The 25,449-nt window shown below is 59.0% G+C and carries 25 protein-coding genes; 10 read left to right on the plus strand and 15 right to left on the minus strand.

Annotation, left to right across the window (positions count from 1 at the left end):
* Positions 1 to 115 precede the first annotated feature (115 nt).
* A complete protein-coding gene (locus J2129_RS11375; RefSeq protein ID WP_209630974.1) occupies positions 116 to 841 on the plus strand; it encodes a head GIN domain-containing protein in 726 nt (241 codons plus the stop codon).
* A gap of 35 nt (positions 842 to 876) precedes the next feature.
* Here J2129_RS11375 and thyX read toward each other — a convergent pair whose 3' ends face one another.
* Positions 877 to 1,500: an FAD-dependent thymidylate synthase gene (thyX, locus tag J2129_RS11380; protein ID WP_209630975.1), complete on the minus strand. Its 624-nt coding sequence runs from the start codon at positions 1,498 to 1,500 to the stop codon at positions 877 to 879.
* 419 nt (positions 1,501 to 1,919) lie between these two features.
* Here thyX and J2129_RS11385 point away from each other — a divergent pair, with 419 nt between their 5' ends.
* Positions 1,920 to 2,147: a hypothetical protein gene (locus J2129_RS11385; RefSeq protein ID WP_209630976.1), complete on the plus strand. Its 228-nt coding sequence runs from the start codon at positions 1,920 to 1,922 to the stop codon at positions 2,145 to 2,147.
* A 597-nt stretch (positions 2,148 to 2,744) separates the two neighbouring features.
* On the opposite strand, the gene J2129_RS11390 is transcribed toward J2129_RS11385, so the two are convergent.
* Entirely contained in the window at positions 2,745 to 3,089 is a 345-nt protein-coding gene (locus J2129_RS11390; protein WP_209630977.1) for a type II toxin-antitoxin system PemK/MazF family toxin, read from the minus strand.
* A 93-nt stretch (positions 3,090 to 3,182) separates the two neighbouring features.
* Here J2129_RS11390 and J2129_RS11395 point away from each other — a divergent pair, with 93 nt between their 5' ends.
* Positions 3,183 to 3,767 carry a GNAT family protein gene (locus tag J2129_RS11395; protein ID WP_209630978.1) on the plus strand — a complete coding sequence of 195 codons (585 nt, stop codon included), beginning with the start codon at positions 3,183 to 3,185 and terminating at the stop codon, positions 3,765 to 3,767.
* 419 nt (positions 3,768 to 4,186) lie between these two features.
* Here J2129_RS11395 and J2129_RS11400 read toward each other — a convergent pair whose 3' ends face one another.
* Entirely contained in the window at positions 4,187 to 4,744 is a 558-nt protein-coding gene (locus J2129_RS11400) for a hypothetical protein (protein WP_209630979.1), read from the minus strand.
* 99 nt (positions 4,745 to 4,843) lie between these two features.
* On the minus strand, positions 4,844 to 6,736 hold the full coding sequence (acs, locus tag J2129_RS11405; RefSeq protein WP_209630980.1) for an acetate--CoA ligase: 1,893 nt from the start codon (positions 6,734 to 6,736) through the stop codon (positions 4,844 to 4,846).
* 121 nt (positions 6,737 to 6,857) lie between these two features.
* Between acs and J2129_RS11410 the strand changes: the two genes are divergently transcribed.
* The gene (locus tag J2129_RS11410; RefSeq protein WP_209630981.1) at positions 6,858 to 8,087 is read left to right on the plus strand and encodes a PEGA domain-containing protein; all 1,230 of its coding nucleotides are present in this window, start codon (positions 6,858 to 6,860) and stop codon (positions 8,085 to 8,087) included.
* A gap of 467 nt (positions 8,088 to 8,554) precedes the next feature.
* Here the strand turns inward: J2129_RS11410 and J2129_RS11415 are convergent, their stop codons facing one another.
* The 3 genes from J2129_RS11415 to J2129_RS11425 all read right to left on the minus strand — a co-directional run bounded on the left by J2129_RS11415 (position 8,555) and on the right by J2129_RS11425 (position 10,667).
* Positions 8,555 to 9,199: a helix-turn-helix domain-containing protein gene (locus J2129_RS11415; RefSeq protein WP_209630982.1), complete on the minus strand. Its 645-nt coding sequence runs from the start codon at positions 9,197 to 9,199 to the stop codon at positions 8,555 to 8,557.
* Between the two features lie 126 nt (positions 9,200 to 9,325).
* Positions 9,326 to 10,009, minus strand: coding sequence for a 3,4-dihydroxy-2-butanone-4-phosphate synthase (gene ribB / locus J2129_RS11420; protein ID WP_209630983.1), 684 nt, complete (start codon positions 10,007 to 10,009; stop codon positions 9,326 to 9,328).
* Positions 10,002 to 10,667 carry a DUF120 domain-containing protein gene (locus J2129_RS11425; protein ID WP_348632322.1) on the minus strand — a complete coding sequence of 222 codons (666 nt, stop codon included), beginning with the start codon at positions 10,665 to 10,667 and terminating at the stop codon, positions 10,002 to 10,004. The genes ribB and J2129_RS11425 overlap by 8 nt, the downstream gene beginning before the upstream one ends.
* Before the next feature lie 113 nt (positions 10,668 to 10,780).
* Between J2129_RS11425 and J2129_RS11430 the strand changes: the two genes are divergently transcribed.
* From J2129_RS11430 to J2129_RS11445, 4 genes are read left to right on the plus strand one after another with little or no spacing between them, the layout of a single operon-like run.
* The gene (locus J2129_RS11430) at positions 10,781 to 11,494 is read left to right on the plus strand and encodes a helix-turn-helix domain-containing protein (protein ID WP_209630985.1); all 714 of its coding nucleotides are present in this window, start codon (positions 10,781 to 10,783) and stop codon (positions 11,492 to 11,494) included.
* Positions 11,488 to 12,543 (plus strand): hydroxymethylglutaryl-CoA synthase, encoded by a 1,056-nt coding sequence (locus tag J2129_RS11435; protein WP_209630986.1) that lies wholly within the window; start codon positions 11,488 to 11,490, stop codon positions 12,541 to 12,543. Before J2129_RS11430 ends, J2129_RS11435 begins: the two co-directional genes overlap by 7 nt.
* Positions 12,540 to 13,706, plus strand: a complete 1,167-nt coding sequence (locus J2129_RS11440; RefSeq protein ID WP_209630987.1) for a thiolase domain-containing protein — start codon at positions 12,540 to 12,542, stop codon at positions 13,704 to 13,706. The genes J2129_RS11435 and J2129_RS11440 overlap by 4 nt, the downstream gene beginning before the upstream one ends.
* A gap of 1 nt (position 13,707) precedes the next feature.
* Entirely contained in the window at positions 13,708 to 14,097 is a 390-nt protein-coding gene (locus J2129_RS11445; RefSeq protein ID WP_209630988.1) for a Zn-ribbon domain-containing OB-fold protein, read from the plus strand.
* Between the two features lie 379 nt (positions 14,098 to 14,476).
* Here J2129_RS11445 and J2129_RS11450 read toward each other — a convergent pair whose 3' ends face one another.
* Both J2129_RS11450 and J2129_RS11455 read right to left on the minus strand, forming a co-directional pair.
* Positions 14,477 to 15,061 carry a nucleic acid-binding protein gene (locus J2129_RS11450; protein ID WP_209630989.1) on the minus strand — a complete coding sequence of 195 codons (585 nt, stop codon included), beginning with the start codon at positions 15,059 to 15,061 and terminating at the stop codon, positions 14,477 to 14,479.
* The gene (locus tag J2129_RS11455; RefSeq protein WP_209630990.1) at positions 15,051 to 16,286 is read right to left on the minus strand and encodes a nucleotide-binding protein; all 1,236 of its coding nucleotides are present in this window, start codon (positions 16,284 to 16,286) and stop codon (positions 15,051 to 15,053) included. The genes J2129_RS11450 and J2129_RS11455 overlap by 11 nt, the downstream gene beginning before the upstream one ends.
* Positions 16,287 to 16,399: 113 nt before the next feature.
* Between J2129_RS11455 and J2129_RS11460 the strand changes: the two genes are divergently transcribed.
* The gene (locus J2129_RS11460; protein WP_209631343.1) at positions 16,400 to 16,591 is read left to right on the plus strand and encodes a DUF1858 domain-containing protein; all 192 of its coding nucleotides are present in this window, start codon (positions 16,400 to 16,402) and stop codon (positions 16,589 to 16,591) included.
* Between the two features lie 3 nt (positions 16,592 to 16,594).
* On the opposite strand, the gene J2129_RS11465 is transcribed toward J2129_RS11460, so the two are convergent.
* Together J2129_RS11465 and nrdD are read right to left on the minus strand one after the other, a co-directional pair.
* Positions 16,595 to 17,494, minus strand: a complete 900-nt coding sequence (locus J2129_RS11465; protein WP_209630991.1) for an adenosylcobinamide amidohydrolase — start codon at positions 17,492 to 17,494, stop codon at positions 16,595 to 16,597.
* Positions 17,491 to 17,853 (minus strand): anaerobic ribonucleoside-triphosphate reductase, encoded by a 363-nt coding sequence (nrdD, locus tag J2129_RS11470; protein ID WP_209630992.1) that lies wholly within the window; start codon positions 17,851 to 17,853, stop codon positions 17,491 to 17,493. The genes J2129_RS11465 and nrdD overlap by 4 nt, the downstream gene beginning before the upstream one ends.
* Before the next feature lie 129 nt (positions 17,854 to 17,982).
* On the opposite strand from nrdD, the gene J2129_RS11475 reads away from it, so the two are divergent.
* Positions 17,983 to 19,536 (plus strand): hypothetical protein, encoded by a 1,554-nt coding sequence (locus J2129_RS11475; RefSeq protein ID WP_209630993.1) that lies wholly within the window; start codon positions 17,983 to 17,985, stop codon positions 19,534 to 19,536.
* Positions 19,537 to 20,376: 840 nt separating this feature from the next.
* Here J2129_RS11475 and pyrF read toward each other — a convergent pair.
* From pyrF to npdG, 4 genes are all read right to left on the minus strand, one after another.
* Entirely contained in the window at positions 20,377 to 21,012 is a 636-nt protein-coding gene (gene pyrF / locus J2129_RS11480) for an orotidine-5'-phosphate decarboxylase (protein WP_209630994.1), read from the minus strand.
* A 62-nt stretch (positions 21,013 to 21,074) separates the two neighbouring features.
* Positions 21,075 to 22,037, minus strand: a complete 963-nt coding sequence (locus J2129_RS11485; protein WP_209630995.1) for a deoxyhypusine synthase — start codon at positions 22,035 to 22,037, stop codon at positions 21,075 to 21,077.
* Positions 22,038 to 22,803: 766 nt separating this feature from the next.
* Positions 22,804 to 23,952, minus strand: coding sequence for an iron-containing alcohol dehydrogenase (locus J2129_RS11490; protein ID WP_209630996.1), 1,149 nt, complete (start codon positions 23,950 to 23,952; stop codon positions 22,804 to 22,806).
* A gap of 772 nt (positions 23,953 to 24,724) precedes the next feature.
* Positions 24,725 to 25,372 carry an NADPH-dependent F420 reductase gene (gene npdG, locus J2129_RS11495; RefSeq protein WP_209630997.1) on the minus strand — a complete coding sequence of 216 codons (648 nt, stop codon included), beginning with the start codon at positions 25,370 to 25,372 and terminating at the stop codon, positions 24,725 to 24,727.
* Between the last annotated feature and the right edge of the window lie 77 nt (positions 25,373 to 25,449).

A 25,449-nucleotide genomic window follows, 5' to 3' on the forward strand; every position in this document is an offset into this window, starting at 1 on the left:
GAGTATCTATCAATGGGTTTCTCATGTCAATCAATATTCGTGGCAGGCCGCCATCTCACGGCGGTCTGGCCCGATGATATTTTATCGCCAGAGGTCATGGGTGGAGGGACAGATCATGAGCCCATTGACACGATACCTCCCTGGAGCGGTGGTGCTGCTCGTCCTCGTGCTGACGGCCGGGTGCACCGTGCCTCCCTGTAGCGTCGGATCGGGAAATGTGATCTCAGAGACGCGAGACCTCGGGACATTTCATAGCGTAGAACTCAACACCTTTGCAACGGTGTTGGTGATGCAGGGCACGCCAGGGGCGGTGAAGATCGAGGCCGAGGACAATATCATGCCTCTGCTCAGGACCAGGGTCTCCGACGGCGTGCTGGTCATCGACCACGACGCTGTCTGTGTGGAGAACACCACGCCGGTCGTCGTCAGGGTGGCGATGGACGAGGTCCGTGGGCTTGCAGTGAATGGGGCCGGGTCGGTCCTCGGGGAGAACGAGATCGTCGCGGACCGTCTGTCGACGGCGGTCGGCGGGTCGGGCGCCCTCGACCTTGACGTGAACGTGAGCACGCTCGAGAGCGTGATCTCGGGGTCGGGCAAGACCAGGTATGCCGGGACGGCGGCCGAACATAATGTCGTGATCACCGGGTCTGGCACGGTCAAGGGCTTCGACCTCGCGACTGATCGGACGAACCTCGTGATCAGTGGTTCGGGGAGGGCCGAGGTGCTCGCCACCGAGGCGCTTGACGTCCAGATCACAGGGAACGGGATCGTCACCTATCGCGGCGACCCGGCGGTGACCCAGGTGATCACGGGATCAGGAAGCCTGACCAAGGAGGAGTGAAGACTCTCGCGCAAAAAAGATCTGGAGGGCGAGGCTCAGACCTCGACCCGCCTGACCACCTGCTGCTCCTCGTCGATCTCGAAGTCGCAGAAGACGGTCGGGACCTGTTCCTGAAAGACACGGAGGAGTGCGATGGCGAGCGCCCTGATCTCCCACTGTGCCCCGCGGCTCCCGCGCAGCCCGACGATGTGGCGCCACTCGCGCATGTTGGCGCTGACGACCATCTCGGTCTCGGTGGCGTTGGGGAGGACGAAGCGGGCGTCTTCCCTCCGTACGCCGAGGTCGGCGAGCGCCTTGTAGGTCTTGCGCGTCTGTGCAAGATACGTGCTATAGAGGGCATGCGCCTCCTCGTTCTCCGCGATCGACGTCGGTTCGACGGCTGGGAAGTCGTCTTCCGAGACATAACGCTGCGACTGCTGGGTGATGGCGCAGAGGCGGTGGCGGACCAGTTGGTGGGAACAGGCGCGAGAGATCCCAGAGATCCGGAACGTCGCGTAGGCGTGTTCGAGCACTGACTCGTGCCCGTTTCTCACGATCATCCTGATAAATTTCTTTTCACTGCCTGGAGCCTGGCGGTCGAAGGAGCGGTATGCGGTGCGTCCGGCGCTCTCGATCAACCGTTCGGCGTCAGGGGTGATGGCAAGGAGTTCTACCTTCATCGACACACTGATCGGGTATGGTCCAGGGTCAATATAGTATTGTGGGCTCTGAGGGGGCCATGGTCTTGAGAGAGTGATAGAGGTCGATCTCTCCTCCTGTTCTCATATGAACAGAGTGCTCCGTAGAATAGGGTATGAACCTTGGGCTCGGGCATATGGGATGAACATTTCTCGTCGCGTGCGTTCTCTCTTTCCTGGATTGGGAAATCGGTGGGGGTTTTGTTCAATGGCCGCCCCTATCATGCCGGGCGGCACGTCCCCTGAGGGGAGATATCCAGGGGAATTTTACAGAGCCGATTTTTGTCCCGAGGTGAACAGCGGCATGGGATGACCTGGCCGGCGGCACCGGGGCCATCATGGCGCTGCGTCCCCGCACACAAGGGACACCCATTATGCCTCCGCCACGAGATCTCTCTACCATGATCACCATCACCTGCGCTGCCTGCGGCCGTAAATTGTTCAGGTACCAGAAGATCGGAAAAGGAAAACTCCTCCACTGCTGGAAGACCAGGATCTCGTCTGACTATACGATCAGAGACGGTGATCAGGTCTACTGCCCGTGTGGCCACCATATTGGGGTCGTGGAGGGGCCATGGATCAATCTGCATGGGGGATCGTTTACCGTGCGGGGGTCGGCGTTGAAATAATAAACTTCGCCTGGTTCTGGAGAGTCCCTCACCATTCCCAGGCACGGGCGTGAATCAACCACTTTCCGGTCGCACCGCAAAGATCAGGGATACGTGGAAGAAACCCGCCCACCCTGTCTAGAAAATGTTTCGCATTTATGATGCACAGAAAAAAAATATCCTGGTTCTGTAGACCCCCTCATCAAGTCCTGGTTGAGCGTGACTCAATCGCCTTCCGATATCTTTGGGCGGGGGGCTCTTCGAAAGACTCTCGTCTTCTCATCTTCGCTCTGCTCACATATCGAAGATCAAAGATCTTCCTGTCATCAGGAATCTTTGATTTCCTCTGTTCTCGAACTCGTTGTCATTCGTTTCCTTTGGGCTCCCGGGATGACGATTGAGGGAGAAAGGCAGCATAGATGATCATGACGAGGACGTTGCAGTCATCGACCGTATTGTGTGGAGGGGTTCGTGGGCCAGCACGCTCCCCGACACAGAGCATCATTTAGAGGATTTCTACAGGGTCAATAGTCCATATCTTTCTTTCACACGGAAACATCGAGTGCCTCTGTTTTTGAACTCGTGATTGCCCGGATCCTCCTGATCCCTGTATTTATGCTACCTCCTGGCCGGGCGGCGGCCAGGGATCGCCCTGACGATATTCTCGATACGCTCGGGGTTCAAACGTCCTTTCTTCCCGCGGATCTCACGGACCCTGAGGGTGGAGAGGTGAGCGGCGAGGACATAACTCTCCTCAAAGAGGTCGAGTCCGCCGCGGACAAAGTCGTCGAGGTCGATGGGGACGAAGGGGGCGTCGGTGGGCGGGGTGCTTGAGACCGGGCAGACCTCAAGGATCCCGGCCCTCTCGGCCCCGACGACGACGGCGGGCCGCACCTTCGGGCCCTCTCCTCCTCCGAACCTGACCGCGGCCAGCACCACATCGCCAGGTGAATACTGCGCCATAGCCTGAAATGGTCTGATCTCACCGGTCATAAGCGCACTGGTCGACGCAGAAGGAGAAAGCCCATCTTCCCCACGGGTGAGATCCTCTGGATCATGATGACGGCCGGCCTTACCTTTACATATCTTACCCGGGACGATCTCCCGGCGATCGCCAGGATGCTTGCAAAGGAACGCGTCTGCGAGTGGCTCTTCTTCGGGCCGAACACTCCTGAGACGACAGAGAGTTACTTCCTCCCGCTGGTCGAGGGGATCGAGTTGGCCCTGGCAGGCGGACGGGCCCCTGAGTGCCCGGTCTTCACGATCAGGGAAAAAGAGACCGGCACCTTCGTCGGACAGTGCGCCCTCTTCCAGGTCGAGTTCAGCCCTGGCGTCTATCTCATCGGCTACCAGCTCGACGATCCCTTCTGGGGGAAGGGCTACGGGACTGAGGCCTGCGAGTTTCTGGTTCATGTCGGGTTCAACCTCCTCGACGGCTACCGGTTGAATGGCGACTGCGCCGCGGGGAATGTCGCCTCGGTGCGGGTGATGGAGACGTGCGGGTTCGTCGAGGAGGGGAGGCAACGGAAGTACTGGCACGCCCGCGGCGGCTACCACGACCGTCTTCTCTTCGGGCTCCTGCGCGAGGACCTCCCGGAGGGGAGGCTTTCGGCGCTCGCGGAGCGGTTCGGGGAGCCTTAAAGGGACGATCAACGAACCTGAAGAGGGAGGTGCCGACACCGCACGAGAGAGCGGAAAAGATTCTCCAAAAAAGTGCGGCATGGTCTGATCGTCCCGTCGTCCCGTCGTGATGACTCCGAAGATCGGATCAGGACGGAAGGCGGCTGATCTTTTTTCGGAGAGATCAGGCGTGATGCCACCCATGCCCTATCTTCTCGCGAGAGAGCAGAACAGATCCGATGAATGGGGACGGCACACCTGATCACCGCACCTCCCTCATCGTCGTGACCCCGGGGATAGATCGGAACGGCAGAGGCCCGATCACGTTTCAGCGGGATCACAACCCATGCCATCCTCCCGCTATCTTCGTCGTGGGGGTCTGGGTTCATATCCGTCATCCTTCTTGGGCGACCCCTCTGATCGGCCCACCATATTCGCCGTTACTCCTCCCCGGCCCCCGAAGCCGCCTTTCCCTCCCGGTAGCAGTGCGCGAGAACCCCCAGGACCGCATATCCGACCAGGGCATACGCGCCCGTCTTCAGGGTACTCACGCACCCCTTCACGAGTTCGTCCAGGAACCCCTCAAGCCCCGGAACCGGCGGGGCGACCGGGGTCATGGGCGACATGAGCGCCCCCTGGGTCAGCCTGACGATGAGCACCACCGCCGCGACGACGGCGGCCCAGGCCCAGGCATGGCCCGGATGGGCGTAGTGCCTGACCAGCGGGAGGAGGGCGACGACGATCATCGGGTGGAAGACGAAGAAGGCGCTGAGGTTGACGGCGAGGAGGAAGGCGTGGTCCGTGGCGACGGCCGCAGCCCAGACCATCCAGAGCGCAACGACCGCGACTGGGACGACGGCGGCGAGACGTTTTGACGAGATCTTTTCGAGGAGTACCGTATAGACTGCAGCGCAGACGCCGCAGAGAAGATAGACTGGGAGATAGAGGAGGAGCACCTGCGGGAAGAGGACGGGGAGGAGGTCGAGGTTCTCAAACATTATGGATCACCAGAAGTATGAGAGAAGGACTGGGGCCGACCTGCTTAATGGTGCCGGTTCATATCTGGGGGTCAGGGGAGGGGGTGACGCCCCTCATCCCTACACCTCCAACGTCGAGATGTCGCCGGGGTCGACGCCCATCTCCTGCGCCCGTAACACCCGGCGCATGATCTTGCCGCTCCTGGTCTTGGGAAGCGAGGAGACGAACTTGACCTCTGAAGGCATGGCGATAGGGCCGATGCTCATGCGCACATGGTAGATGAGGTCAGTCTTCAGTTTCTCGCTCGGGGCGTAGCCCACCTTCAGGATGACGAAGGCCTTCACCGCCTGGCCCTTCACGGCATCGGGGACGCCGATCACCGCCGCCTCGGCCACTGCCTCGTGGGCGACCAGGGCCGACTCCACCTCGGCAGTGCCCAGGTTGTGCCCGGCGACGATGATGACATCGTCGGCCCGTCCGAGGACCATGATGTAGCCCTCCTCGTCCTTCACCGCGAGGTCGCCGGCAAGATAGAGTTTGTCGACCGTGGTCCAGTACTTCCGGTAGCGCTCGTCGTTTTTGTAGACCGTGCGCATCATCGCCGGCCATGGTTCGGTGAGGACCAGGAGGCCGCCGGTGCCGGGGGGCACCGGGTTGCCCTCGCGGTCCACCACCTCCGCCGAGACCCCCGGGATGGGTCGGCCCACGAACCCTGGCTTCATCGGTTCGCCGACGAGCGTGGCGAGCATCTGCATCCCGGTCTCGGTCTGCCACCAGGTGTCGAGCACCGGGCAGCGGGACTGGCCGATGACCCGGTGATACCACTCGAAGGCCTCAGGGTTGAGGGGTTCGCCGACCGACCCGATGACCCGCAGCGAGTCGAGATTGGAGCGGGCGGGCCACTCGTCGCCGAACTTCATGAACATCCGCACCGCCGTCGGGGCGGTGTAGAAGACCGTCACCCCGAAGTCCTCGATGACCCGCCACCAGACCCCTGGGTCGGGGTAGTCAGGGACCGTCTCGGTGATGAGCACCGTGGCCCCGGCGGCGAGCGGGCCGTAGATGACGTACGAGTGCCCGGTGATCCATCCTGGATCGGCGGTGCACCAGTAGACGTCGTGCTCCTTGAGGTCGAAGAGGTACTTCGCCGTGTAGTAGGTGCCGACCATGTAGCCGCCGCAGGTGTGGACGATCCCCTTGGGCGGGCCGGTGGTGCCGCTGGTGTAGAGGATGAAGAGCGGGTCTTCGGCGTCCATCACCGCAGGGTCCACATGCGTGGGGGCGTCGGCCATGCACTCCTGGAAGTCGACCTCCATCTCTGGGTGGAGGGCGACGTGCGGGACCGTCCGCCTGAGCACGATCACCTTCTCGACGCTCGGGGCATTCCTCACCGCCTCGCCGACGATGGTCTTGAGCGGGATCCGTGTCCCGCGCCGGTAGCTGACGTCGGCGGTGACGACAACCTTCGCCCCGGCGTCCCGGATCCTGGCGTTGAGGGCGCCAGCCCCGAACCCGCCGTACACCACCGAGTGGATCGCGCCGATCCTGGCGCAACCGAGGATAGCGATGATCTGTTCTGGGACAAGGGGCATGTAGATGCAGACGACGTCCCCGCGCCCGACCCCGAGGTTTTTCAGGGCGCCGGCAAACCGCATCACCTGCCGGTGGAGTTGGCGGTAGGTGAGCACCCGCTCGACCCCCCCCTCCTCGCCCCGCCAGATGAGCGCCACCTTGTTCCTGCGCTCGCCTGCGGCATGGCGGTCCAGGCAGTTGGTGGTGATGTTCAGTTTTCCGTTCACAAACCAGCGGGCATAGGGGTGGCGCCACTCCTTCACCCGGTCCCAGGGTTCGATCCATTCGAGTTCGCCGGCATACCGCGCCCAGAACCCGTCCGGGTCCTCGAGGTACCGGCGGTATGCCTGCTCCCACGGCCCGAGGGCCGAGGTCTCCAGGTATATGGGGTCTGGCTTGACCACCCGTGCCTCAAGACCCACCTCAAACTCTGCTGACATTTCGTCCCCTCCTCACGTCTCCTCCCTGGCGGGCGGGGAGATAAATCTATGCCGGGGTCCACTGGGCGGCGCGGGGGCGGGCGAGAAATCTACATATCGATTGGCGTATAGATCCGATCTGATGAAGCCCCTCCTCCTCCTCCTGACCATCGGGTTCCTCCTGACTGCCGGGTGTAGCACCCTTTCTGGGACACTGGCGATCATCTCAGAGCCCGAAGATGCCGCTGTCTATCTCGACGGCGAGTACCGCGGTAACACCCCCTGCATGGTGCGCGAGGTCCAGGCCGGGAACCACACCCTCGAACTCCGCCACGAGCGCTACCCGGCCTGGCGGACCGACCTGGAGATGGGGATGGGCGAGGAGGTGGAGGTCGTCGCCGACCTTGCCGAGAACCTCGTCCCGGAGGTCACCTTCTCCTGCGAGGGGCCTGGCACATATGCGCAGGGCGAGACAGTTTCTATCACCGGCTACGCCGTCACCGGCGAAGGAACGGTTTCCCTTTCGGTCGAGCAACTCGACGGCGAGAGGCCCTTTGCCCCGCAGTCCTATCTGCTCCCGGTCGACGACGAGTATCTCTTCGAGTATCGTCTCCCGACCGATCTGATGCCGGGCGGGCGATACCGCCTCTCCGCCAGACTGGGCACCGGCGAGGTGGAGAACCAGACCCTCACCGTCCTCACTGAGGGGGAGGTGAACATCGCCGTCGTGCGGGAGATCGCCAGAACCTACCACCAGACACATACCTACAGCAACGCCGACTTCTTCGTCTGCGCCGACATGGCCATGGACGTCTGGAACATGATCGAGACGAAGGGGATCGAGGCGAAGATCGCGGTCGGCGACGTCCACCAGAGAGGCGAGGCGATCCATGAGGCCGACCATGCCTGGGTGCTGGCCGAGACCTCGCCTGGAGAGTGGACGGCAGTGGAGACGACGGGCGGGTTCCTTGCCAGCGACGACGAAAATTACTATGAGGGCTGGTTCTTCGAGACCCCGCGGGATTTCAAGGAGTACATCGACCTCTCAAAGCAGTACAACGCAGAGGTGGACAAGGCCCTCGATCTTGAGTATCGGTACAATCGCATGGCCGATACCTACAATGAACGTCTCTCGAAACTCAACTCCATCATCGACACATACAATGCGCGATATGCAGAACGCCCGCTGAGTCTTGAGGAGAACCGGGATGCTGAGAGGATGGAAGGGAGGATCAGTGAGCAGCAGGTCGAGTTGGCTGAGATGAAAGGCCAGGTCGAACAACTCTCACGAGAGTTCGATGCGGTTGAGAGGGGCATGGAGGAGATCCAGGCGCAGATGATGCGGTTGGTCGAGGAGATCGACAACCTCTGAGGCCGCCTCGCTCCTCTCACGAGTGGGGCGTCATTCCTCCCCTTTTTAACGAGAAGTATCTGCCCGCGTTTTTCCATGGCTGAATGGCGGAGGGGAGATCCTGTAGAGGGTGTTGTTCCTTGGATTGGATATTGATAGGGGGAGGTTCTGGTCAAACCCGGTGTACAGGCTAGATGAGAAATATCCCTGAGCAAAAAAGATCTTTTGAAAAATTTTCAAGAATGGGCTCTGTAGAAATCTTCTTAATGAATCTCTCTGGCGGGGGGCGTGCCGCCCTCCGGATCCCCTGCGACACGATAGGTCGAAGATGGCAGCACTCTTGTCACAGTTGCCCATAATGTCTTCTCGCCTCTATCTTCCTCCCGGGGTTCCGGGCGGCACTCGTCCCCGGCGGGAGGCTATGAGAAGACGGATGACACGCATTCTCTCCACACATGGGTGAGGGTTTCTACAAAACCCAAGGGTGATTATTTATGTTCCGTCGCCGACGACCGTGCCCCTTTCCACTCGCCCTTTAACTCTGGATGGTCGGAGAGGATCTTGGAGACCGTGCTCCTGCTCACATTGAACATCCGGCAGATCTGGGAGATGCTGACCCCGGAACGCCTGACCGTGATCAGGGCCTCGACCTGCCCGTCGTTCAGGGCCCGTGGGCGGCCGATGGTGCCTTTTGGTTTGGAGGACGAGCGAGCATGGTGAGAATAGGTCTTGCGGGCGAACCCCTGGTAGAGGTTCATATATGCCAGGAAATTCTTGAGGTCTCGTGTCCGTGCCACGGGGTCGTCGATGTGCGCAATAAAATCGTTTTCGGCAAAGTATGGGGTGCGGCCTTCGCTGAGAAGGATTTTCAGTTCATCGAGTCCGTTGTCAAGATTTTTGGAGAGGGCGGGGAGATTCAGAAACAGGATATGGGTGATCCCGTGCTCCTGGCAATATGCAAGCATTTCAAGATAGCCCTCCCGTTTTCTGGGCGGCGTGCTATTCACCCGGTGGTCGGTGAAAAGCCTATTGATATGAAACCTATATTTGCAATATTCTTCCAAAATCTCTCGATGATGCTCCATATCGCCTTTTTTTCTGGTAGAAAGGTAGGCTACAGCATCTTTTTTCATAGAAAATATTAAAATTCATGACCATTTATCTGTTACGATTCTTGGTAAATGCTATAAAAAAAGCACCATAAAGAAAATCAGAAAAATAATGATGGAATACTGGAAAAAAGAAATAAATAGAGAAATTTAGGCATTGTTGGCAGTTTTTAGTGCCTCCCACTCTTTCACTACGTCTTTGCCCTCGATGAAGACGAGCCCGTGCTTCTCTGCATAGGCCTTTGCGTCGTCCTTCGAGAGTGCGAGCCCGGTCTCGTCGTCGAGCATCTCGCAGACCACGACCGCAGGCGTCACCCCGGCCTGTTCGGCAAGGGCGATCGAGAGTTCGGTCTGTCCGCGCCGGTCGTCGAGGAGGCCGTCGGCCGCCCTCAGGATCGCCACGTGGCCCGGCGTCCTGAACTCAGCCGCGAAGTCCTGCCCCCCGCCGTTGAGAGACATCTTCACCTGGTCGGCGATGGCGTTGATGGTCGTCGCCCGGTCGCGGTCAGGGATCCCGGTGTAGGTGCTCCGGTGGTTCACCCAGATCGAGAACGACGAGTGGTTTTTCCGGTCATATGGGATGTCCCCCAGGTGCTCGACTGCTTCGAAGCCCTTCAGGAGGTCGGAGGCAAAGGGAAGACCGAGAGTTTTGGCCGCCTCAGGATGGACTGCAGTACAGATCAGTCCGCCCCCATCGCGGCGCATCGTCAGCACATCTCTGGGCGTGACGGCGTCGGCCCTGATGATCAGGTCGGTCTCCTTCTCGCGGTCGTCAAAGTCATAGAGCAGTACCATCTTGCCCTCTCTGAGGGCGGCATAGGCGTCTTCAATCATGGGTAACCTCCACATGTACGATGTCATTATCATGCAGTCCAAAGGTCTCGCGTAAAGGAGCCGGCGCGATGATCTCAATGATCTCCTCGGGGTAGTGGCTCCGTCCTGGCTCGATGATCGCACCCGGGCACTCGCCGATACGGCACGGGAGACACCGAGCATCTCCAAACGATCTGCCGTCGGCCTCGAATCCCTTGATCCCGATCCAGACCAGTCCTTCCAGGCGACGTTTCACCTTGACGCTCTCAGGGTCGAGCCTGACATTGAGCGTGCCTGGATAGGCATTGAACCCGAGTTTCTCGATGAACTGTTCACGGTATTGGGGGTGATCGATGTAGTAGCGTCCCTCGCCGAGCCCGCTGATCACCGTCCCCTTAAGGACATAATATCCCCCGTCAGGGGAGAAGATCCGCGAGTACGCCGAGTACTCGCGCCTGAGTTCCTCCTCACCGGCAGGGGCGACGGCCACATACTGCCCGTCGGTCCTGACGGTGCGCGTGATCATCCCGGCCGCCTCAAGCCCCTTAAGCCGGCGGGAGGCTGTCTGAGGGCTGATGTTCAGGGCGTTTGCCAGGGACTGCGAGGACATCCACGCAGAGCTCCGTAGCCCGCCCATGAGTGCAACGACCTTCAGGCACTGGAGATCTCCTGCATCCATCATGTATTTCAAAATTGAGATGCATCCTATATATGGATTGCGCTCCGGCACTTCGCAGATTGTCGATGGAGCATTCGTTAATTATTTAATCTGCCTGGTAAACATCTATCCTCATGAACTCCGAACTGCGTAAGCAGCTTGCCGAGAAGATGGCAGGTGAGATTACGCTCTCGGACTCACCGGGAAAAGCCCTGAAAAAATGGCGCATGAGTTTCGGCATTCCGCAAGGAATGCTTTCAGAGCGGCTCGGCGTCTCTCCCTCGGTTATCTCAGACTATGAGGGTGGCAGGCGCAAAAGCCCGGGGACCGCCGTGGTCGGCAAGATCGTCGACACCATCCTCTCGATCGACGAGGAGAACGGCGGGAAATATATCCAGCGATTCTCCAGGATCCTCTACAATGCCTTTGATGACGATGACGTCATCTATGACATCCACGACTACGCCTCTTCGGTCCCGATGACCGAGTTCGGGGAGGCTGTGGGTGCACAGCGACTCTGTGGATCAGTTGACCTTTCCATCTTCGGGTACACCGTGGTCAACAGCCTCAACGCGATCCTGCAGCTCTCCTCGAACGAGTTCAACCGCATCTATGGATGGAGCACCGAGCGTGCACTCATCTTCACCAATGTCTCGACCGGAAAATCCCCACTGGTGGCGATCAGGGTGACCCCTTTCAAGCCCCGGTGCGTGGTCCTCCAGGGACTCGAGGTGGAGCAGGTCCATCCGCTCGTTCCGAAGTTGGCTGAACGCGACCGTATCACTGTACTCTGCACATCGATGGACGTCGAACAAATCGTGAGCACATTGAGGGAAAAAGAATGGTAGGCATCATCAGTTATGGGGCATATATCCCCAGGTTCAGGATCAAGGTCGAGGAGATCGCCCGGGTCTGGGGGGACAACCCCAAGGACATCTCAGGCGGCCTTGGCGTCCAGGAAAAGTCGGTCCCCGACCTTGACGAGGACACCGCGACCATCGCCGTCGAGGCGACCAGGAACGCACTCCTCAGAAGAGACGTCGACCGCGACGCCATCGGGGCGATCTATGTGGGCTCAGAGTCCCACCCCTACGCCGTCAAACCGACGGCGGCGACGGTCGGTGCGGCCATCGGGGCGACCCCCGTGATGACCGCGGCCGACTACGAATTTGCATGCAAGGCTGGCACTGCCGGTGTCCAGACCTGCATGGGTCTGGTCGGGAGCGAGATGGTGACATACGGCATCGCCGTTGGGGCCGACGTCGCTCAGGGTGCACCTGGCGACGCCCTCGAGTACACCGCTGCGGCTGGCGGGTGTGCGATGGTCATCGGGTCCAAGAACCCGGTCGCCGAGATCAACCACACCTGCTCATATACCACCGACACGCCAGACTTCTGGCGCCGGGAAGGACAGGCATACCCCCGCCATGGGGGCCGGTTCACCGGTGACCCAGGCTACTTCAAGCATGTCCAGGGCGCGGCCCGGATGATGCTCGAACAGATGGGAACCAAGCCTTCCGACTACGACTACGCCGTCTTCCACCAGCCAAACGCCAAGTTCCCGACACGTGTCGCCGGAAAACTTGGGTTTACCAGAGAGCAGATCACGCCAGGGCTTGTCGTCCCGCGCCTCGGGAACACCTACTCAGGCGCCTCGATGGTCGGGCTTGCGGCGACCCTCGACATCGCCAAACCAGGCGACCGGATCTTTGTCACCTCCTTTGGCTCGGGTGCAGGCAGCGACGCCTTCGACATCACGGTCACCGACCTGATCGCGGACACCAACGTCTTCGACCGGGCGGCGGCACCGTCAGTGGAGGCCCTCCTCGCCGACCCGATCTATCTCGACTATGCACAGTATGCCAAACACAAGGGTAAGATCATGGTGCAAAAATGAGAGATGTAGCAGTAATCGGGATCGGCTGCACCAAATTTGGTGAATGGTGGGACCGTTCCTTCAGGAACCTCTTTGTTGAGGCAGGCGTCAAGGCCATCGAGGATGCAAACCTCGCTGGCGAACAGATCGACGCCATGTACGTCGGCAACATGAGTGCAGGGCGGTTCATCGAGCAAGAACACATCGGTGCACTCATCGCCGACTATGCTGGACTCGCGTCCGAGCACATCCCCGCGACCCGTGTCGAGGCGGCCTGCGCTTCTGGTGGTCTGGCCTTCCGTGAGGCGGTCATCTCGGTCGCCTCAGGGATGTCTGACATCGTCGTCGCCGCCGGGGTCGAGAAGATGACCGACGTCGACACCAGTCTCTCCACCGACGCTCTGGCCGGTGCGGCCGACCGCGAGTGGGAAGGCTTTACCGGGGCGACCTTCCCAGGGCTGTATGCGATGATCGCCACCGATTACATCCATCGCTACGGCCTGACCAGGGAGCAGCTCGCCCAGGTCGCGGTGAAGAACCACTACAATGGCGCGCGCAACCCCATCGCACAATTCCAGAAGGAGATCACCCTGGACACGGTGACCAACTCGACGCTGGTCGCCGACCCGCTGCGCCTCTTCGACTGCTCGCCGATCACCGACGGGGCGGCGGCCGTCGTCGTTGCACCCCTGGAGGTCGCGAAGAAGTTCACCGACACGCCGATCAAGGTGCTCGCCACCGCCCAGGCCAGCGACACCATCGCCCTCCATGACCGCCGCGACATCTCAACCCTGGATGCCAGCGTGGCCGCAGGCAACCGGGCCTTCCAGATGGCAGGGCTCGAGAGAAAAGATATCGACTTTGTCGAGGTCCACGACTGCTTCACGATTGCGGAGATCTGCGCCATCGAGGACCTTGGCTTCTGCAAGAAAGGCGAAGCCGGGAAATTCACCGAGGAAGGCGCCACCGCCCTTGGCGGCCAGATCCCGGTGAACACCAGCGGCGGGTTGAAGTCATGCGGTCACCCGGTCGGGGCGACCGGGATCAAGCAGGTCTGCGAGACCGTGCTCCAGCTCCGCGGCGAGGCTGGGAAGCGGCAGGTCGACGGGGCCGAGATCGGCATGACACACAATGTCGGCGGGACCGGTGCGACGGTCGCCGCCCATATCTTCGGGAGGGCCTGAGATGTCGGTACCACGTTTCTGGAGAAAGATCCCTCAGCGCTATAACCTGGAGGGAACCCACTGCGAGACCTGCGGGCGATATTTCTATCCGCCCAGGAACCTCTGCCCTGAGTGCCGGCGCGAGGGCACGATCGTCAACCACACCTTTAAGGGGGTCGGCAAGGTCGTGACCTACTCGGTGATCAGGACCGCAAGCGACCAGTTCTCTGCCTTGACGCCATATGTCCTTGCCATCGTCGAACTCGAGGAAGGCCCGAGGCTGACGACGCAACTCGTCTGTTCACCCGAAGAGGTCACGATCGGGATGCCGGTCAAGGCGGTCTTCCGCAAGATCGGCAGTGAGGGCGAGAGCGGGGTCATCTACTATGGGACGAAGTTCGCCCCAATGTAAACAAGACCACAGAATTCCTCCTGTGTGAAAAAAACCAATACTCTCGATTCCTCTTTTTTTAGTTTTTTAGAACCCTTCGCGAATCGTGGAGAGAATGTGTGTCCCCCGCCTTCTCATATCTTCATGCCGTGGGCTTGGACGCTGCCCCGCCAGAGAAATTCATCAAGAGGATTTCTACAGGGCCCTTTTTTAGTTCTGTAGAATTCTTCTCGAACTTGCTCACGCTCGTTTCCCCCGATCCCCCCATGTCAAGATTGTCAAGATAGGGGGAAGGCACACCGATCAGGACGGCCGCCTTAGAGAACTCGGGGTATTTTTCATCTCATATGCGTGAGGCGCGATCTCGCCTCATGCCATATTCTAAAAAGCTAAAAAAAGATTAGATCTGGATCTGCCTGAGGGCCTCATAGGCCATCCGCCGGTAGATGTCCAGGTTGGTCCCAGGATAATGTTCCTGTGTGAGCGCGGCGTCCGCGCTCTGGTCGAAGTGCTCGACCCGTTTCAGCGTGCTCTCGGCGGCGTCGAGGATCCAGGCCTCCCTCATCTCCTTCTCCACGACTGTCACCGACTCGGCCCGCACCGAGACAAAGATCCTGCCGTCAGGTGCCTCGTAGACATTGGGCTTGCCCACCACCGCGACAAATGCCGGCGGCTCGATCCTGGAGACCTGCTGCATCGCCTCCTGCTGGTAGGACGAAGCGGTGACAAAGAAGATCCCGGTCGGGTCGGCAACACGGAAGTTGTAGAAGATATTCTGCTCGCCACGCTTCTCCTTCTGGGTCATCGACCCGATGATGAAGACCCGGTTGCACCGCTCGCCCGTGGGCAGGAGCACATAGGCCGGGCTCTTCTCGTCTTCGCCGTTCTTGAAGTGGTAGGTGGCCTCGCGCATTTCGGCCGCAAAGACCCGGCGAGCAGGTTCACGCTCATAGCGCTGCTGGTTGAACCGTCCCTCACTCGCCATTTGCCTCACCTCCCAGGAGGTTGAGCAGTTCGGCATGTCGATCTTTATCAAAGGTAACCGGAGAACATTCCTTGACAAGGATGGTGTCCCCCAGGTCATTGCCGGTGCAGGTGAAATATCGTCCCATAATCGTCTCTTTGAGACGGTAGAAGACATCGTCCATACCCATCGGACTGTTCTCGGCCGTCTCGACCGCCTCTTCAAGGGTGACCCCGGTCACCGTCTCGACGACCTCGCGCTGCATCAGGATATTGTGCGCCTTCTCTCCGTCGTCGAGGACTCCCTTGATCCGCAGGTCATACCTGAAGTCGTTCTGCATCTCATGTACAGGGCAGTAATTCATCCGCGAGAGGACACGGTTGCACCCCTCTACTGGACAGCGTTTGATCACCCCTGAACCAGGCCCGATATTGATGATCGCCCCCTGGTAGGTCATGCCGCCGGTACCGACCTCCATCTCTGCATCTTCGTCAGGGACACAGGTAGCCCCATTGAGAGTGATATCTGGGCGCCCCTGATATTCGCCGACTGAGGCATAGAAGATATTGTAGACCATGCCGACCTCGAGTCTGGGGGCATCGTCGCCCTTCCAGGTGGTGAACTTGACCGTCCCTGTCTCGTCGCCGACAAGTCCGGTCTGGAAGATCCGCTCGTGGCGCGCCTCCCACTCTTGGACCATCTTCACCCGCAGACACGCGACCCCCGGCCTGAGGTCGGCGACATTCGTCACCTGCGGCAGGAATGTGATGTTCTCCTCGCTCTGGGTGATCGTCGTCCCGGCATGGAAGTTCAGTTTCGGCACGCCGCGGTACTCGTCCACGACCACCGACTCGATCCGGTAAGACTCCCCCATCTCGAGGAGAGGGGCGTTTGCCCGCGCCCATGCCGTGAACTGGATCGCGCCCGTGGCGTCGGCGATGACCCCGGTCTGTTTGATCATGGGTGAAACAGGAGTCGAGAGCCCGACGACCTTCCCCTCGATCGTCGCCCACTCACCAGGGAGGAGGGTCCCGATCTCGCGCTGTTCTGAGGTCTGGCGGGGGACACTCTCCAGACCGTGCTCCTTGGCGATGTTCTCACTCACGGTCTTCTCGGCCTCGGTGAGGTTGACCCCGAACTCATCTACGAGAGTACGGAGTTTTTTCTCAATGGAGGCCGCATCGACCTCGACAGACTGTGAGGTGAACTTCTGGGAGATTCTTTCTGCTACTTCGGACAGGTCCATATACATCTCCACAGGAGCATCAACTCATGGGTATAAAAAATCAGTCGGGCGGGGGGTGAAAGTGATCGCTGTCTGGTCGTACCTTTAAGTACTCATGAGTCTAAATTTTGAATATGGCGATCACCGCTGACAGTACGATCCTGGAACTTCTCCAGGAGAAGCCGGAATCTGCAGATGTCCTGATGCGCTTTGGCATGGGTTGCCTTGGCTGTGCAATCGGTAGGGGCGAGAGTATCCGCCAGGCCGCGGCTGCGCATGGCATCCCGCTCGAAGAACTTGTTGCGGCGCTGGGCATCGAGGAGTAAAAATTATATTATGGGGCGGTCCTTGAGGGATGCCCGATATTTTTTCATTTCTTTGAGCGTCGCTTCGGGGTTGCGCTTGAAGTAAGCTGCCACCCTGGTTTCATGAAGGAGCGTGCACCGACTGCAACTCCAGATCCGTCCACTACTTGAACTCTCGACCCAGTCGCCGAGTTCTTCGTCCTTACACGGGTAGAAAGGACAATAACAGAAGTCGCAGACCTGGCCCTCGAAGTGGCAGGGATAATACGGACATCCCTCAGGTTGCCACTCCACCCAGTGGTCGCCGCCGTACCTGCTGAAGATAAAGTAGGACGGACGTTTCCTGACGATCTTTCCTTCCTGCCGGTCAAGCGCCTCATGCACCCCGCGGAGCACCGCGGCGTACACCCGGCGCCCCACCTCGGTGAAGGTGCCGGCATAGATATGCTTCTCTTCTCCTTCTGAGGCCACGATCACGGCGTCGGTCGTCGTCCCGGTGAAGGGACGCCCGTCCTCCCGCAGGGCCAGCGCCTTTGCCTCGGTGGCAGTAATGATCGTCTCAAGGAGCGCCCCTTCGCTGAGCCCTTCTCTGGAGGTGACGATGATGTTGATGGTATGGGGGCGGTCAGGGTCGGGGTTCGGGTTTGTGACCCCTGCGGTTACAAAGACGGTGATGAAGTCGTACTGCAGGACACAGAGGTGGCGCATCTGGACCGCGGTAAGGAGCCCGAAATAGTCCTGATCATACCCCCAGGAAGATGCAAGGTCTTGAAGGTACCTGGCAGGTGCGGCATGGTCAAACCCGCTCGGGACCGTATGGTTGAAGAGGGTCGTGACCCGCCCGAACCCTCCGGCGATCCCGGTACTTGCCGCTCTGAAGTCCCCCCTGACAATAAGGGTGCCAGAGGTGTAGTAATACCTCATGCGACAGTGTACCTGACCCGGTCCTTCAGCTCTTGCTGTTTCCCGGCATTCCAACCAGAGACATCCTGGAGATATCCGGTGACCCGACTGATCTGGGTGACGTCGTGCGACCCGCACTCAGGGCAGACCGGGGCGCCGCAGAGAGGGCAGTAGTCGATCCCTGAGACGATCTCGTGGGGACAGTGCGTGTGGTCGAGGGGGCACATGATCTCAAGTTCGGTCTCGCCGCAGACTGGACAGGGTGCGCTCTCGACGACATGGTTACAGGTGTGGCACTTGTACCGCCGTTCTTCAACCGGAATATCACTCAATTTTTGATATTTTTTTGCCAGAGCCAGTTGCTCGTCACTCCACTGCATGCAATACCCTTCCAGTTGAAATTATATAGAGATTCGGACCTGAACACGGGTTCTGTCTCTTGAGGATCTGGTGTGGGCGTCAGGGAAGAAGCCGAAGATATATCTTCCTTATTTGCCTATGGATCATGAATGCAGTGTCCTTCGAAACGTCTGGTTCTTCTGACGTTTTTGGTGTTCATCGGCCTCGGTGTGCCGTGTACGGCCGAAAACGTCACGACAGTGCCAAACATCCCGATCATAAACCAGAGCCTTGCCGCCTTTGATATTTTCTCTGACTCTGAAGTGGAGTACGTCCCTCCAGATTCTGAATACTACGCAGCCGCTGCTGAATATCAGGTCTTTGAGGCATGTGCCGGGTGTAGTGGCCCGGCCGCCCTGGCAAAGAAGGTCAGGGTCACCACCTACCCGGTGATCACCGACCCTGACCTGGCCGACCCGGTCTACCTTGGGCGGGGTCAGGGTGTGAAGGTCGACCTCTTCCCAGAGGGGGATCCTGACACTCTCGAGGGGACGCTCGGGAGTTATGAAGCAGATGCCACCAGGATCGCAGGTGCCCTTTTCACCGGTGATCTCGGGACAAGGACCGCCTTTGTTGCGGTCTTCTTCAGGGAAGGGACACCTGATGAGCATAATGCCAGGTTTATTCTCAACGCCGCCGACGCCGCGAAGTTTGGGGATACATGGGATGAAAGCTCATATATCAGGTTCCGCGACTGGACTGAGGCATCGGTGAGCGCAGAAGAGATCGCAGGCTATGAGGAACCTGGTGGCGCACTGGAGACGACTGGCCCGGTCCTGGCCCTGGGTGAACCCCAGGGGGGGGCGTCCTGTGACCAGGAGGAGTTGAAGCAGAGGATGCGCGAGACCGCTGACGACCTGGCGGCCAGCGTGAGTAGCCTCACTCTCTCGGCAGGGGACGAGAACCAGAATAAGGTGGCCGTCCTTGCCCTGGACCTGGCTGATGCGGCACGGTCGTATGCTATCGAGTATGAAGACCTGGAGGTGCCGGCGAGTGCTGACGGCGCCAGGGCGGACTTTGTCATGGCACTGGATGCCTACCAGGATGCAGGGTCGGCGCTCTGGTATGGGGTCACCTGTGCGAACACGACGGTGTACGGGGAGGGGGCCACCTCGCTCACTGAGGCGCGCGACACGATGAACGGGGTGCTCGGGGCGCTTGCCCTCCAGACCCTTGACGACCCGACTCTTGAACTTCCGTCGGCCGAGGTCTACCCTGACGCCCTCGCCTTCGGGAAGGGGTATAGTTATCTTGATAGCGGAAAAGTGCACAAAATCTCGGTACGGCCTGAATCGTACACCTTCACGAAGTCCTATAAGGCAGGCGACGAAGAGGTGACGGCGCCCTATGGGAAGACGTTCATGATGGTCCTGGTGGACGTGAATTATCTTGGGTTCTATGGTGGGGGGAGTTCTAGGGCCAAGGTCCCTGCACCCCAGACCTTCTCCCTGATCAATGGAGGGGAGACCTATGCGCCTGCCACGGTCTCGGTCCCTTATATCGAGGGGATCGGGACGGTCTACCGCAGTGTCACCATCGACCGGGACGACCGCCGTGCGATCGGGTTCCTGGTCTTCGAAGTACCTGAGTCCTTTGATCCGGCGAATGCGTATCTCCAGGCGAAGTTAGGTGTGGGGGGCTCGCCGGTCTGGTGCCTGGGATAATAATTTTTTTAGCTCTATGGCTTTGTAGAGCCCCATACCAATCTCAGGAGTGAGTGGGGCTGGAATGCCTGCCTCTCTCATGCGTGCTTCCCGTCCCATTCTCCATCCCTGGGGTTCGAGATGGCAGAACGGGAAGTGTGACGAGGGTGCTGTCTTCCTCGACCAATCTTGTGGCGCAGGCTGGTGCGAGATGGCGATGAAGGTTTTGCGGTTGAGAACAGCTATTCTGATCGACTTCCCACACCCCCACCACTGGGGCTCCCTCGAAAGCCACTGACTTTCTCATGCTCTTTTCACTCGCATCTCGAAAATTGGGTTTTTTAGAAACTCTCACGTGTCGTGGGGAGAATGCGTGTCATCCGCCTCCCCATAGATTCCCACCGGAGGTGTTGCCCCCGGACCCTCGTGAGGAAAATAGTGGTGGAAAGGGGAAATGGATGGCCATGAAGGGTGCGTTGCCTTCCGAGACCGATTGTGTCGCGGCAAGACCCCCCACAGATATGGCCATTCGAAGGGGTTCTATAAACCCAGATTTATGATGCACGCGTGACTGAGCCGTCCTCCCACATCATGCACTCTAGGGGCCCAGGTCCTTCGAAACACCTTGCATCTCTCATGATTGCTCTCCTTTCGTCGAAGATCAGGGCGTTTCTCACGCCCGAGTTCTTATGATGACGAGTGGGCCAGGAAGGTCGCGAACCGATCGTCTGGAAGAAGGTGCTGTGGAGTGTATTCAGAAAAGAACGAGCAGGCCGGGGCCGTCAGGCCCTGACCAGCCACCTCAGAGGACTCATAGGGTTCCTCAGCGCCGGACGGACCGGCTCGGAACGGTCAATCTCATCATCGGCGGTACGGGGCATAGGCCCTTGCCGCTACGACCGGGTCTGGCGCCCCGTAGATCGCGCGCCCGACGATCATCCCGTCGACGAGAGGCGCGACCTCTGCCGGGTCGCCGCCCTGCGCCCCGACGCCAGGCGAGAGGATCTTTCTCTCGCCGATCAGGTCGCGCAACGCCCTGATGCGCGCGGGCCGCGTCGCCGGGGCGATGATCCCATCCGCGCCCGTCTCCACGACAAGGCGGCAGATCTCCTCGGGCACCCCTTCGGAAAAGAAGGTGAGGGCACCTGGGTGACTCATCTCCGCGACGACATAGCACTCGCCGCCATGGGCATGGGCGCTCTTCACACAGGCGGTGACTGAGTCGGGGCCAGGGAAGGCCTGGGCGATGACCGCCGAGAACCCGGCCTCAAAAACCTGGTCGCAGATGAGGGTGTTGGTATTCGGGATATCCGCGACCTTGAAGTCGGCAATGAGCGGGAGGTCGAAACCCGCGAGGTCGCGGGCGATCCCGAGGCCTGCCCCGAGCACGAGGGGATAGCCTACCTTGATCGCGTCGACCTCTCCTGCGCAGGCCGCTACGATCGTAATGGCGGAAGCCCGGTCGGTGACATCCAGGGAGAGGACAAGATCAGTCATATTCCTATGCTCCGTGTGAGATCATATTTAATGATGATGTGACGTCTTGAAAGAGAACGAGTTCAGTCCTGGTCCATTCTCTCCAGGACCGCGGCGGCGATGAGGGGGAGGTTGATGGTCGCGTCGCCGTACACTGTGACAGCCGCGGCGTCCTCGTTGATCTTGCCCCAGGATTGCGCCTCGGTGAGGGTCGCACCCGAAAGTCCGCCGAGGTCAGGACGATCGCCGGTGAGCTGCACCGCGTAATCGAAGCCAGTCGGAGTGATGAGTTTGTTCTGGAAGATGAAGTTCTTCGGCACCCCGCCGCCGACCAGGAAGGCACCGGCACGCTCGGCTGCATAGCAGCGGTCAATGATATCTTTCATATCGCCAAAGGCATCGACGGTGATGTGGTGCATCTGGTTGTAGAACCAGAACTGCATCCCGAGCATCGAGTCCTGGATCGCCGGGCAGTAGACCGGGACATCGCACTTCGCCGCGGTCGCCAGGATCCCGTGATCCAGGTGCTCGCCGATATGGCGCAGGAGCCCTGAGATGGTGATCGTCGTTTTGTCAGGGAGTTCGGAGAGACAGTCCTGCATAAATTCTTCGAGACGGATAAAGGCCTCATCAGGGAGGAAGATATCGTAGATGCGGTTGATCTCCTCGTGACGGAGTTCGATATCGTCGCAGACCGAGGTGCCGTGGTAGTGGTGGCACCCGATCGCCTCGATGGTGTCATGGGTGAGGTTGGCGCCGGTCGAGACCAGGATGTCGATGTGGCCCCTCTCGATGAGATCGCTGACGACTCCACCCATCCCGGCAGGGACCATCGCTCCGGCAAGACCGAAGAACTTTGTCGCCTTCTCGTCCCTGAGCATCGCTTCATAGATGTCTGCCGCCTGGGCAAGGGCTCCGCCGTTATATGCCCCGGCGCCGCCGATAGCACGGACGAGCATGTCGGCCGTCATGCCAGGGGCGAGTTTGAGCTGCTTGACCGGATCTCCGCATTCTTCAGTATTATATTCATCAGTATTAGGTTCCATAGGACACCAGATTGCCTATGATCTTCGTGCTGAGATCCATTAACAGTTTTGACCAGGACGAGGTGCAAAAAAAAAAAGATTTGTAGGCTCTGTAGAAACCCTGACTTTATCTGGGTGCGAGCGCGATTCAACCGCCTTCCCCCATTTCCTCGCCGGGGGCGAGTGCCATCTGGACCTCCTGGATGTAGATAGGGACAGGAAGGCACGATCAATGACCGTGAAGAGCCGTATTGCCGCCCCTCCGCAGAGATAGCAAACCTTAGGAATTCTACAGAGCCGATTTGTAAAATCTTCTGGATGAGCCTTTTGAGTGAAGGATGTGCTGTCCCTGGAGGTCCTGAGGCAACGCCTCCGGTGCGAGGATGGGGGAAGGATGAAGATGATCTTGAAGATCAGCCTTTGGGATTTGCGGCGGTAGCGTCCTGGATAGTATTCATCATGTATGCGTGAGCCTGTGGACCATGTCTGATTCTAAAGGGCCAAAAAAAGAGATATATTGTGATATGGGTGTTGTATCGTTATTCCCCAGTATCGGATCCTCTCATTGGTGGCGAAAGGGATCGATTTGTAGTACCTTATAGGATATTGGGTGGGGGTGCCTGTCCCCCTATTGGTATATGGTGTTTAGTTCCACTGCTTCCGAGGCTTATGCGTGTATGTATCTTGAAAGGCCGCAATTTTTCTGCGGCCTCTTCATTTCCCATGCTGGTGTCAAGGGACGAACGTTCAGGTGGAGATGATGTGCAGACCACCTGGCAATTGGTGCTTAGAAGGCCTCCTTGTAGATGGCCATGACCTCTTCCTTCGTCGCGACACGCGGGTTGGTGAGGGCACAGGCGTCCTTCATGGCATTGTCGGCAAGGGTCGGGATGTCCTCTTCCTTGGCGCCGAGTTCAGCCACACCTGCTGGGATACCGACATCGACAGAGAGCCTCTTGATGGCCTCGATGGCCTTGTCGGCGGCGTCCATGGTGGAGAGCCCCTCGACGTTCTCGCCGAGTGCCTTGGCGATGTCGACGAAGCGCTCGGGTGCGGCGAGCATGTTGAACTTCTCGACATGCGGCAGGAGGATGGCATTGCAGACGCCGTGCGGGAGGTTGTAGAACCCACCGAGCTGGTGAGCCATGGCATGGACGTAGCCGAGACTGGCGTTGTTGAAGGCGATGCCGGCGAGGTACTCGGCGTGGGCCATCATGTCGCGGGCCTTGATGTCGGCGCCGTTGGCGACGGCAGGGCGGAGCCACTTGCTGATGAGCTCGATCGCGCCGATTGCGGCGGCATCGGTGGTCGGGGTGGCGATGGTGGAGACATAGGCCTCGATAGCGTGAGTGAGGGCGTCCATACCGGTGGCGGCGGTGAGTGCCGGCGGCATGCTGACCATCAGTTCTGGGTCGTTGATCGCCACGTCTGGGGTCGTCTTCCAGTCGACGAGGACCATCTTGACGTGCCGGCGGGTGTCGGTGATGACCGCGAAGTTAGTCATCTCAGAGGCGGTGCCTGCAGTGGTGTTGACGGTGATGAAAGGTGGCAACGCTTTTTCAACCTTTGAGACGCCTTCATAGTCATAGATCTCGCCGCCATTTGCGGCGACGATGCCGACGCCCTTGGCGCAGTCCATCGGGGACCCGCCGCCGACGGCGACGATCATGTCACAGCCTTCCTTCTTGTAGACCTTCGCGCCCTCGTGGACCGAGACGTCGGTCGGGTTGGGTTCGGCGCCTGCATAGATATGGAAGTCGACCTTTGATTCCTTGAGGAGAGCACCGACGTCTTCTGCAAGTGCCTTGCCGTGCCGCCCCTTCCCCGAGACGATCAGGGCCTTCTTGGCGCTGAGCATCTGTGCCCAGTTGCCGATCTCCTTCACTGCTCCAGCGCCCATGAGGGCGACTGCCGGGTTCAGATAGGTGTATACCATTTATTCCCACTCCATTTGAGGACGTTCTGTTCTGAACATCCTATGATCGAAGAGTCCACATCGGTCAATATAAAGGGTGAATATTTTATTCCAGGTCTATGGACTTATATATGAAATATTTATAACTATTAATCCTTGAATTCGCAATCGAGCGTAAGATATTGTTCTGATCTGCTTCCTGGTCGCGTATATTGCAAAGTTATACTATAATGGTCTATGATGGTAATTCACTCATTTTATGCAGATACGTCATGAACAATCATGTACAATGCCCGATTTTCCGGGAAAATTTCGATATTTTTGTCGTGCGGCCATCTCGAAATCTGCGCGTTCGTCTCCCGGGAGTCATGGGGTGCGGCACCCTCCAGGGTGATGTGCATGAGGTGCTGAGAATAGTGTTGAGGAGGTCATCCGAAAACTCTCCGCCCCTCTTCCCGGGGGTCTGGGGGCAGAGTTCCCAGCGCGAGGGTGGGGGAAGGGTATGGATGTAGGTTTGCCCACCAAAGAGGCGAGGGACTTCCAATCATCATTCATCGCTATCATCGGTGAGATGGCGATTGGGGGGGAAGGCAGCGAGAAGTCATGAAGACAGGATGCAACCCTCTGCCAATCTTCATCGGCGAGGGGTCCGGGGAACGGCACGCCCCCCTGTTAGAGGATATCTTCGGTCAGAGGGGATCTTCACTCCAGGGGAGTTTAGGGTATGTTCGAGAAGAGGACCCCTGAATGGGAGGCAGAGGATAATTCTGAAAAAAATATAATTTTGTGTATTTTATTTGAAGTAGACTCCGACATCACGCATCTTGCTGAACCTGGCGATGTTGATGACAAGAGGGGTGATGGCCTCGATGTATGGCGAGACCGCGAGGGGTCCGGCGTTCACGGCCTTGAGTTCAGAGATCGTGTTGACCAGTTCGATGACCTTCTCCTTTGCGTCTTCATCATCTGAACAGACACAGACCGAGTAGTCGAGGTGCTCAGAGAGCTTCTGCCACTTGCCTGCCGGAATGTTGTTGAAGGCGGCGACGACCTTTGAGTTTGGCAGGAGTTTCTGGAGTTTGAGGGCGGCCGACCCTTCCTCTGGCGGGTTGTACTTGAAGTAGTCGGTCCTGATCATCGGGTTCATCAGGCTGACGACGATCTTGCCCTCCAGTCCGTTGAGAGATTCGATCGTCCTTTCCAGGTTCTCGGCCGGGATCGAGAAGACGACGATCTCGGACTCGTCCACGACTCCCTGGTTGGTCGTCGGGTTGAGGTCGAAGGGGAGGCCGAGCACTTTGAGGGCATAGCTGCACATGTCACAAGCGGCCTGGGCCTTCTCTTCTTTGCGCGATCCGATATAGACGGTGTGGTCCTGCGAGAGCCGCAGTGCCATTCCCTGTCCTATTCCACCGGTTCCACCGATTATTCCTACTTTCATGGTCGATGGATGGATTTTCAGATTTAATTAATTGTTTCGGTTTGAAATTATTCTAGTATGACTAAATATTTGCTAAA

The organism is Methanofollis sp. W23, from assembly GCF_017875325.1.
GTDB lineage: Archaea > Halobacteriota > Methanomicrobia > Methanomicrobiales > Methanofollaceae > Methanofollis.